Origin of the sequence: Microbispora catharanthi (genome assembly GCF_006334915.2) — a bacterium.
Lineage (GTDB): Bacteria > Actinomycetota > Actinomycetes > Streptosporangiales > Streptosporangiaceae > Microbispora > Microbispora catharanthi.
In genome coordinates, this window is the sequence record NZ_VDMA02000052.1 from 1 (window position 1) to 9,794 (window position 9,794).

Annotated in this window: 9 protein-coding genes; 2 read left to right on the forward strand and 7 right to left on the reverse strand. The window is 71.1% G+C overall.

Features of this window, described 5'->3' with window-relative positions; all coding sequences use genetic code 11:
• Positions 1 to 757: RICIN domain-containing protein (locus FH610_RS42235; protein ID WP_205826458.1), on the reverse strand; the 757-nt coding region annotated here is incomplete at its 3' end.
• A 1,065-nt stretch (positions 758 to 1,822) separates the two neighbouring features.
• Here FH610_RS42235 and FH610_RS42240 point away from each other — a divergent pair.
• Positions 1,823 to 3,310 carry a glycoside hydrolase family 10 protein gene (locus FH610_RS42240; RefSeq protein WP_139580867.1) on the forward strand — a complete coding sequence of 496 codons (1,488 nt, stop codon included), beginning with the start codon at positions 1,823 to 1,825 and terminating at the stop codon, positions 3,308 to 3,310.
• Positions 3,311 to 3,555: 245 nt separating this feature from the next.
• The gene (xynC, locus tag FH610_RS42245; RefSeq protein ID WP_139580868.1) at positions 3,556 to 5,265 is read left to right on the forward strand and encodes a glucuronoarabinoxylan endo-1,4-beta-xylanase XynC; all 1,710 of its coding nucleotides are present in this window, start codon (positions 3,556 to 3,558) and stop codon (positions 5,263 to 5,265) included.
• 310 nt (positions 5,266 to 5,575) lie between these two features.
• Here the strand turns inward: xynC and FH610_RS42250 are convergent, their stop codons facing one another.
• From FH610_RS42250 to FH610_RS42275, 6 genes are all read right to left on the reverse strand, one after another.
• Positions 5,576 to 6,433 (reverse strand): TatD family hydrolase, encoded by an 858-nt coding sequence (locus tag FH610_RS42250; RefSeq protein WP_139580869.1) that lies wholly within the window; start codon positions 6,431 to 6,433, stop codon positions 5,576 to 5,578.
• Positions 6,433 to 7,038 carry an EboA domain-containing protein gene (locus FH610_RS42255; protein WP_139580870.1) on the reverse strand — a complete coding sequence of 202 codons (606 nt, stop codon included), beginning with the start codon at positions 7,036 to 7,038 and terminating at the stop codon, positions 6,433 to 6,435. The genes FH610_RS42250 and FH610_RS42255 overlap by 1 nt, the downstream gene beginning before the upstream one ends.
• A gap of 179 nt (positions 7,039 to 7,217) precedes the next feature.
• A complete protein-coding gene (locus tag FH610_RS44095; protein WP_205826459.1) occupies positions 7,218 to 7,370 on the reverse strand; it encodes a hypothetical protein in 153 nt (50 codons plus the stop codon).
• The gene (locus FH610_RS42265; protein ID WP_139580871.1) at positions 7,367 to 8,212 is read right to left on the reverse strand and encodes an SCO3242 family prenyltransferase; all 846 of its coding nucleotides are present in this window, start codon (positions 8,210 to 8,212) and stop codon (positions 7,367 to 7,369) included. Before FH610_RS42265 ends, FH610_RS44095 begins: the two co-directional genes overlap by 4 nt.
• 7 nt (positions 8,213 to 8,219) lie before the next feature.
• Positions 8,220 to 9,371 carry an inositol-3-phosphate synthase gene (locus tag FH610_RS42270; protein ID WP_139580872.1) on the reverse strand — a complete coding sequence of 384 codons (1,152 nt, stop codon included), beginning with the start codon at positions 9,369 to 9,371 and terminating at the stop codon, positions 8,220 to 8,222.
• Between the two features lie 106 nt (positions 9,372 to 9,477).
• A partial coding sequence (locus FH610_RS42275) for a sugar phosphate isomerase/epimerase family protein (protein ID WP_240809526.1) occupies positions 9,478 to 9,794 on the reverse strand: 317 nt, incomplete at its 5' end.

A 9,794-nucleotide genomic window follows, 5' to 3' on the forward strand; every position in this document is an offset into this window, starting at 1 on the left:
AGGTGTCGTCCACCCGGAAGACGTCGATGTCGGCCAGGTCCTCCCACAACACCGGGTTGGAATAGGTCGACGACGGCGGCCACGGCCCGTTCGTCGGACTCGCCGACGGCGACGGCGACGGACTCGGGGAGGGACTCGGCGAGGGGGACGCCGAGGGCGACGGCGAGGGCGACGGCGAGGGATCGGAGACGCTCCCGACGGGGACAAGCTGCCACTGCTGGTTGGCGCCGCCCCAGTCGGAGTACTGCACGATCTTGCCGCCGTCCGCGGTGGAGGCGTTCTGGACCTCCACGGCCTTGCCGCTGTTGCGGTTGATCAGCCGGACGTAGCCGCCGGAGGAGTCGGCGAGGCTGAACTGCTGATTGGTGCCGTTGTGGTCGGTCCACTGCACGACGTCGGCGGCGTCCGCTGTGGAGAAGTTGTACACGTCGAGCACCTTGCCCGAGTGGCGCGACTGCAGGCGGTAGTAGCCGCCGCCGGAGTCGACGAACCGCCACTGCTGGTTGTTCGCGTTGGTGCGGCTCCACTGCACGAGCGACCCGCCGTCGGCGGTGGAGAAGTTGGAGACGTCGAGGGCCTTGCCGCTGTTGCGGTTGACCAGGACGTACCAGGTGTTGGTGTCGGCGGTCGCCGCGGAGGCCGGCGCGACCCAGGCGGCGGCGGTTGCGAGAACGGTCGCAAGCGCCGCCAGAAGACATGCGAAGACGGTGGCCGGCGCCCGTCGCCGGACACTCGTCGCGCGGACGGAGGGTTGCATCTTCTCTCCTTCGAAGAGCGGAGACACGGCTGGGGGGTGAAGACACCCGCGGCGTGGTACGTGGACTCACGCCGGCGCGGGGCACGAGGGCGTTCGGCGCCGGGGGAAGGTCACGGGGTCGGCAGGTCCGCGGGGAAGGCTGATGTGGTCGCCGCCCGAGCCCGGGTTGCGGCCCTGGCAGAGGCACCGAATCGTGCAGGGCCGACGGTGGTGCGGACCGTCTCACCGTGGCTGATGTCGTCGGTCCACGGGTCACCGGGACGGTCGGGTCGCTCGCCCCGGCGAACGGGTGCACTGCCCGTCGACGGCGCCCACCGACGATTCCGGTGGAGGTCCACGATCGGAGACACCGTCGGTCACCCGGCCGATCCGGCGATCAGCGGATACCGGTTGTCCCCCTGCGCCTCGCAGGCGTTGCCCGCCTCGAACGCGTCGTCGGGACTCGTGGCGCTGGGAGCACCGGCCGGCTCGTGACCTATCCGGCAGCCGCTTGTCGCTCATGGAGAACGCGGACAGTGCGTATCGGCCCGGAAGGTCACGCACCGGTGGCCTGCAGATGAAATGTTAGCGCTAACAAATTGGCGTACCAGTGCCCCTCTCCCATCGGCGGCTTGTGCGTGGTGGTGTAGCGGATCAAACAGGACGCCATAAGCCGTGTCAACGCTCGGTTCTCTCGCCGTCCGGGCCCTCATGTGGACCGGATGCGGCTCACCTGCCTCTCCCGTAGGTGCGAGAACACCGTCCAGAGTCCGGACGCACGAAACTTTCATTCCAACCCCGCCCGCCACCGGGAGCCGCTGCGGAGCAAGCAGAAAACTTACGGACGACATTCCTCTCATCTACCAGGGCATCTATGGCAAATGCCCCGGAAGTACGTCGAAACTTACCGGAAACGCCCTTGACATGTTTCGGGATGATTTCCAGACTGACTCCCCGAGGCGGCTCCTCCTGCCGGGGTCGGTGGTGGACGGCAGGGGCCGCGGTTTCGACGCGACGACGGACCGCGTGCTGTTCCCGCGGGCGTCTATCCGCGTTCCCTCATTGATCCCCAGTGGAGGCTCAGGCATGGGCGAAAACCCCTTATCCGCCGACAGAGGACGGCGACCGCTCGTCGGCACCCGCCGACTGCTGGCCGTCGGCACCCGCCGGCTGCTGGTCGCCGGCGCCCTCGGCGCCCTCGGCACGGTCACCGCACTCGCGGCGTCCGTCCCCGCCGGCGCCGCCGCCGGCACGCTGGGCGCGGCCGCCGCCCAGAGCGGCCGTTACTTCGGCACCGCGATCGCGGCCGGCCACATGAGCGACTCGACCTACGTGGCGACCTGGGACCGGGAGTTCAACGCCGTCACCGCCGAGAACGAGATGAAGTGGGGGCCGATCGAGCCCTCCCGCAACTCCTTCAACTGGAGCTCCGCCGACCAGATCGTCAACCACGCGCTGAGCAAGGGCATGAAGGTCCGCGGTCACACGCTGGTGTGGCACGCCCAGTTGCCCAGCTGGGTCAACAGCGGCATGTCCGCCAGCGACCTGCGCTCGGCGATGACCAACCACATCACCCAGGTCATGAACCACTACAAGGGCAAGGTTTTCGCCTGGGACGTGGTCAACGAGGCGTTCGCCGACGGCGGCGCGGTCGGCACGCTACGCGACTCGATCTTCACCCAGAAGCTCGGCAACGGCTTCATCGAGGAGGCCTTCCGCGCCGCGCGGGCCGCCGACCCGAACGTCAAGCTGTGCTACAACGACTACAACATCGACAACGCCACCGCCGCCAAGACGCAGGGCGTCTACAACATGGTCAAGGACTTCAAGGCGCGCGGCGTGCCGATCGACTGCGTGGGCCTGCAGTCGCACTTCGGCAACCCCCCGTCGAACTACCAGCAGAACATCGCCCAGTTCGCCGCGCTCGGCGTCGACGTGCAGATCACCGAGCTCGACGTCGGCGGCTCCGGCTCGACCCAGGCCGACGCCTACCGCCGCGTCACCCAGGCATGCATGGCCGTGCCCCGCTGCACCGGCATCACCGTGTGGGGCATCACCGACAAGTACTCCTGGCGCAGCGGTGACACCCCGCTGCTGTTCGACGGCAACTACAACAAGAAGCAGGCGTACACGGCCGTCCTCGACGCCCTCAACGGCGGGACCTCCAGTTCTCCCCCGCCCACCGGAAGCGGGACCGCCATCAAGGGCGTGGGATCGGGCCGGTGCGTGGACGTCACCGATGTCTCGCAGGCCAACGGCGCGCAAGTGGAGATCTGGGACTGCAACGGGCAGAGCAACCAGCAGTGGACGCAGACAAGTGCCGGTGAGCTGCGGGTCTACGGCGGCAAGTGCCTGGACGTCAACGGCGCCGGCACCGCCGACGGCACCAGCGTGATCATCTGGGACTGCAACGGGCAGAACAACCAGAAGTGGCGGTTCAACGCTGACGGCACCATCACCGCGGTCGGCGCGAACAAGTGCCTCGATGTCACCGGCGGCGGCACCGCCAACGGCACCAAACTCCAGATCTACTCCTGCTGGGGCGGCAGCAACCAGCAGTGGACCCGAGTGTGACACCACCCCTCACCGGGGCGGCCCGAGCGTGGCCGCCCCGGTTGGGCCGCGGGGCTCGCCGACGCGACCTGGGCATCGTTCCGCTCGTACAACCATCCCACCCGTGACACCGTCGCCGGCCTCGACGCACCCGAGTCCGGGCGGCCCCCAACGGTGCGGTTCTCCGCGCCCAGAGCGACCGCTCCCCCGGTGAGCGACCACCACGCGAAGGCGCGGATCGGCACCGACAGCCAAGAGGAGAAGACATGACGCAGGATCAGAACGGGCCCGCGAGCAGCGAGCGGAGATTGCTGAGCCGGAGATCCGTCCTGGCGACGATGGGAGCGTTGCCGGTCATCACGGCCGCGACGTCGGTCCTGGGGGCCACGGAGGCCGCGGCGGCCACCGCGAGCATCAATCCGTCGGCGCAGCGGCAGACGATCAAGGGCTTCGGCGGCATGACCCACGCGGCCTGGGCGGGCGACCTGACAGCCGCCCAGCGGGACACGGCGTTCGGCACCGGCGACGGCAAGCTGGGGTTCTCCATCCTGCGGATCCCGGTCGGCGAGAACCAGTCGGACTGGAGCCGTGACCTGGCGACGGCGAAGCGCGCGGTCGAGCTCGGGGCGACCGTCTTCGCCTCGCCGTGGAATCCCCCGGCCAGCATGACCGAGACCTTCACCCGCGGCAGCCAGACCAACGCGAAACGCCTCAAGTACAGCTCGTACGCCGCCTACGCCCAGCACCTGAACGACTTCACCACCTACATGCGCAACAACGGGGTGAACCTGTACGCCATCTCGGTGCAGAACGAGCCCGACTACGCCTCCACCTGGACCTGGTGGACCGCCACCGAGATCGTGAACTTCCTGAAGCAGAACGCGTCGGTCATCGGCACCAGGGTCATGGCGCCCGAGTCCTTCCAGTACATCAAGAGCATGTCGGACCCGATCCTCAACGACTCCACGGCGCTCGCCAACGTGGACATCATCGGGGCGCACCTCTACGGCACGCCGTACTCGAACTTCCCCTACCCCCTCTTCCAGCAGAAGGGCGCGGGCAAAGAACTCTGGATGACCGAGGTCTACTACCCCAACAGCACCGACTCGGCGGACACCTGGCCGCAGGCGCTCGACGTGGGCGAGCACATGCACCGCGCCATGGTGGAGGCCGAGTTCCAGGCGTACGTCTGGTGGTACATCCGGCGCAGCTACGGCCCCATGCGGGAAGACGGCCAGATCAGCAAGCGCGGCGCCATCATGGCGCAGTTCGCCAGGTTCGTCCGCCCCGGATACGTGCGGATCGACGCGACGGCGAATCCCGCGTCGAACGTCTACGTCTCGGCGTACCGGAGTGGCAACACCGTCGTCATCGTCGCCATCAACAAGGGGACCTCCGCGGTGAGCCAGCAGTTCACCGTGGCGGGCGCCGGCTCGGCCGGCGTCTCGTCCTGGGTGACCGACGCGAGCAGGAACGTCGCGTCGCAGGCGGCGACCAGCATGTCGAACGGCTCCCTCACCGTCACGCTTCCCGCTCGCAGCATGACGACCTTCGTGACCAGCCTGAGCGGCGGCTCCTCGCCCAGCCCGTCGCCCATCCTGTCGCCGAGCCCGTCGCCGAGCCCGTCGCCCAGCGCCTCGCCCAGCGGCGGCACCGGGACCGGGCCCCGGGTCGCCTACACCATGAGCACCTGGAACAACGGCTTCACCGCAAGCATCAGCATCACCAACACCGGAACCTCGACGATCGACGGCTGGACGCTGGCCTTCACCCTGCCCTCCGGCCAGTCCATCACCTCGGGCTGGAACGCCACCTACTCGCCCTCCAGCGGCCAGGTGAGCGCCCGCAACGTCAGCTACAACGGCACGATCGCGCCCGGGGCCACCGTCGACATCGGCTTCCAGGCCACCCACACCGGCAACACCGCCGAACCGACCACCTTCACCCTCAACGGCGTTCCCTGCACCGTGGTCTGATCGGCACCTGGTCTGACCGGAACGTGGCCTGACCGGCAGGCGAGACAACCCCCGAGGCCGACCGGCGGGAACCCCTACCGCGCCCTGGACCCGATGGTCCAGGGCGCGGCGTCCTCTCCGTGCGAGATCACCCCAGTGCGAGGCGGAGCAGCAGGTCCTTGACCTCCGTCGCCGCGGTGAGCTCGTCGTGCAGCTCCGGGGGGTGGGTATAGCAGTCGGCCTCCTTACGCCCGTCGGCGTGATAGATCGGCCGGGGGGTGACTGCAGTAGCTCAGGTGCAGCGGGGCTCCTCCCGGGTGGCGTAGCCGCATCAGCCGCCGCCGCGCTTGATGGAGCTGCCGGCGAAGGTGGGCTGGTCCGCCCCGGCTCCGGCGCCGGTCAGGTCGAGGCGCCCGGACTGGCTGTAGAACTCCACGGGGTTGCGCCACAGCACCCGGTCGACGTCGTCCTCGGTGAATCCGGCGGCCAGCATCGCCGTCCCGGTCTCCAGCGTGAGCAGCGGGTCGGAGACGCCCCAGTCGGCGGCGGAGTTGACCAGCATCCGCTCCGGGCCGTACCGCTTGAGGATCTCCACCATGCGGGGCGGCGACATCTTCGTCTCCGGGTAGATGGAAAAGCCCATCCAGCATCCGGAGTCGCGCACGATGCCGACCGTGACCTCGTTGAGGTGGTCGACGGCGACCCGCTCAGGTGCGATCCCCGAGGCGGCGACGACCTCCAGAGTGCGCCGGGTGCCGGTGGCCTTGTCGCGGTGGGGGGTGTGGACGAGCGCCGGCAGGTCGTGCTCGACGGCGAGGGCGAGCTGCCGCTCGAAGACGTCGTCCTCCTCCGGGGTGATCGAGTCGTAGCCGATCTCACCGACCGCGACGACACGGTCCTTGTCCAGGTAACGCGGCAGCAGGTCGAGCACGGGGCGGCAGCGCGGGTCGTTCGCCTCCTTGGGGTTCAGCGCGATCGTCGCGTGGTGCACGATGCCGAACTGGGCGGCCCGGTACGGCTCCCACCCGATCAGCGAGTCGAAGTAGTCGGTGAACGAGCCGGGGCTGGTGCGAGGCTGCCCCAGCCAGAAAGCCGGCTCCACGAGGGCCCGGACGCCGGCGGCGGCCATCCGGGCGTAGTCGTCGGTGGTGCGCGACGTCATGTGGATGTGCGGGTCGAAGATGCGCATCAGGACTCCTCACGGGTCAGACGGCCGAGCAGGGCGGCGGCGTCGGCGGGCATGGGGCGTCCCGCGGCCGCGCGCTCGTCGGCGAAGGCGGCCAGCATGGCCGCCAGCTCACGGTCGGCGCGCTCGTCCAGCCCGTCGTCCGCGGTCAGCGGCACGCCCGTGAACACGCACTTGAGCACCGCCTGCCGCCAGGCGGCCTGGTCGAGGTGGCGGGCGTACGACCCGAGGGCGGCGGCCAGCAGACGGGCGTCGTTCGTGCGGATCGCGTCGTGCAGCAGGGGCAGTCCCGCCGCGCCGACGGCGAGCATCGGCAGGGCCTTGAGCACGGCCCGCTTCTCGTCGGCGTCGCCGTAGCGGTAGAGGTCGCCGATCTCGGCCTCCGCCCGGTCCGCCGGCAGCGCGGCCAGCAGCAGTGCCCGGGCGGCCTCGTCCGCGGTCCAGCCGGGCACGCCGGGCAGGGGTGTGCGCCCGGCGTGCCGTCCGGCCTGGGTGAAGGACCGGCCGATCGTCTCGGGTCGCTCACTAGCCGCGGCGAGCGCGGCGTCCACCCATTCCTCTCGCGGTGTCTCCCGCAGCGCGGCGCGCAGCCGCTCCGGTCGCGTCATGCCGTTCTCCCTTCGCCGTCACGCCTCGACGCCTGCTCGGCTCCGCGCAGGAATTCGATCGAACGCCGGGCCACGGCGGGCGCGGCGGAAGCCGTCCGCAGACCCGAGCGCCGCGTGCAGCCTGCGCCAGCCGGCGATCGTCTCGACGAGCATCCCCGGCTCAGGTTCGAATCCCAGCGTCACACCGGCGCCCTGCGCGGCGTCGAGAACACGTGCGCAGCCGTCGACCAGCCGGTTCCAGGCGGCGGCCCGGTACCGAGGCCGGCGATGACGTCGCGGGCGTCCGGCAACCGGTGATTGGCGAAGCCGTTGGTGCCGTAGCCGAACCTCATGTCGCGGAGACCTTCCTGACCAGGCGCCGGGTCAGCGGAATCGCCGCCGCGAGGGCGAGGCCGGCACGGGGGGCGCCGCCGCGCGCGGCGAGGGCGCCCTGCAGGGCCGGCAGGCTGACGATGCCCGCGCTGACCGCGTCACGGACCCGGCGCGCGGAGGGGTCGGCGACGGCGTGCGCCTGGGGGAAGCCGAACTGCGCGGCGTAGCAGCCGGCGAGGGCCGGCTGCGCCGGTCCCCCGGCACCACGGGCGGTGACGGCGGCGAGCGTGACGGTGCCTGCCAGGGTCGCGGCGGGCAGCCGCGGGTCCGCCCCCGACACCTCCGCGTGCGAGAGCGCGGTGAGCAGGTACGTGTGGGCGGCGATGGTGAGAGCGGAAGGCAGCGCGGCGGTGCGGGAGCCGCCGGTGGCACCCAGCAGCACGTCGAGGCCGCGGCACAGCGCCATCGTCAGGGGACCGGCGGGTGTGCCCTTGGCCGCCACGTCGTACGCCCAGACGGCGGCGGCCAGGGGCGCGGCGACCGCCAGGGCACGCCGGCCGCCCGCGAGCCCGGCCACGGTGAGCCCGGCGACGGTGAGCCCCGCCGCCGTGCCGAGGGCCGCCTCGGCCGGCACGCGCCCCGAGGGGATGGGGCGTTCCGGGCGCTCGATCGCGTCGAGATGCCGGTCGGCCCAGTCGTTGGCCGCCATCCCCGCCCAGTACAGGAGGACCGAGGAGCAGGCCAGGCCGATGGTGCGGCGGCCGAGCGTCCCACCGGCCGCCGCCCCGGCGACCACGTCGCCGGGCACGGACAGCGCGGCCGGCGCACGGACCAGGTCGATCAGATCGCGGAGCGCCGTCATCGCGCCGTCATCGCCCCGTCTCCCGGGAGCCGAGCGCGTCCACGGCGGCCCGCAGCGCCTGCCACTGCTCGGGCAGCGCGTGGGGCACCTCTCCGAGAGGGTCCTTGAAGAAGAAGGCCAGTTCGGTGAGCGGACCCGTGCGCCCGGCCCGGTGGGCGGCCGCCGTCAGCCGTGCCAGGTCCAGGACCAACGGCGCGGCCAGCGCCGAGTCGCAGCCGTGCCAGGTGAACTCCATACGCATGCGGGTTCCGAGGAAGCCTTCGAAGGAGATCAGGTCCCACGCGGTCTTGAAGTCGTCGAGGTCCTCGACGAAGTCGATCCGGGTGTCGCCCTGCGGGACGTAACCGAGCGTCTCGTGCAGCACGCGCTGTTTGCTGGCGGACTTGGCCGCGTTGGCCGCCGGGTCGGCGAGGTTCGCGCCGTCGCCGCCGCCCAGCAGGTTGAGGCCGGACCAGGTGCGCACCTTCAGGTTGCGCAGGGCGAACATCGGGGCGAGCACCGACTTGACCAGGGTCTCACCGGTTTTGCCGTCGTGGCCCCCGTACGGGAGCCCCTGCCTGCGCGCCAGGGCGTCGAGGGCGGGCAGGCGGGCGCCGGTGGAGGGCGTGAAGTCGACGTACGGGCAGCCCGCTCGCAGGGCGGCGTAGGCGGCCAGGGCGCTGGGCGGCAGGACGGGCTCCGGCCCGTCCAGCGCGACTCCCAGCGCGTCGAGATCGGCGTGGGCGGGATGGGGTCGCGGTGCCGGTTCCGTGGTCGAGACGTTGATCACGACGACGCGGTCCAGATCGTGCCGCCGGCGGAAACGGTCCAGGTCGGCGCCGATGGCGTCCGCGACCTCGGCTTGGGTGTCGCGGACCGGCAGGGGCAGTACGTCCTGCTCGATCTCGAGTAGCGCGTCCTGCACGGCCCCCGCGAGCCGAGCCGGAACGATTCCCGCCTCGGCCAGCGCGGCGGCCTTCTTGACCAGGGGGATCGAGGAGATGTCGTGGCCGCCGAAGACCAGGTCCCCTATCGCGGGGAGGGCGTCGCTGTGCAACTCGGGCGACTCCAGGACGCATCCGGTCGGTTCGGCCAGGCCCGCCCGCACCGCCGAGGCCCCGAGCATGCTGGTGACCGCGACCGATCCTCGTGCTCCGATGAGCCATACTCCGGTTCTCATCTGTCTCCTCTCCCCGATCGGTTGCCGGGACGGTGGGGGTGCTGCTCACGGCGGGTCGGCTCCGGCGGGCGGCGGCCACCGTGCGGCCGCCGCCCGGCGTGATGTGTCATTCGGAGGAGAAGGCGGCGTCGAAGGCTGCGGCCGGTGGGGTGATGGCGTTGAGCGAGCGGATGTAGGCGAGGGATTCCGGCGCGCCGTGCAGCCGGTCCATGCCCGCGTCCTCCCACTCGATGGAGATCGGGCCGTCGTAGCCGATGTGGTTGAGCGCCCGGAAGCACTCCTCCCACGGCACGTCACCCCGGCCGGTGGACACGAAGTCCCAGCCGCGGCGGGGGTCGGCCCAGGCCAGGTGGGAGGCCAGGCGGCCCCGCCGGCCGTCGCGGGTGGCGACCCGGGCGTCCTTGCAGTCGACGTGGTAGATCC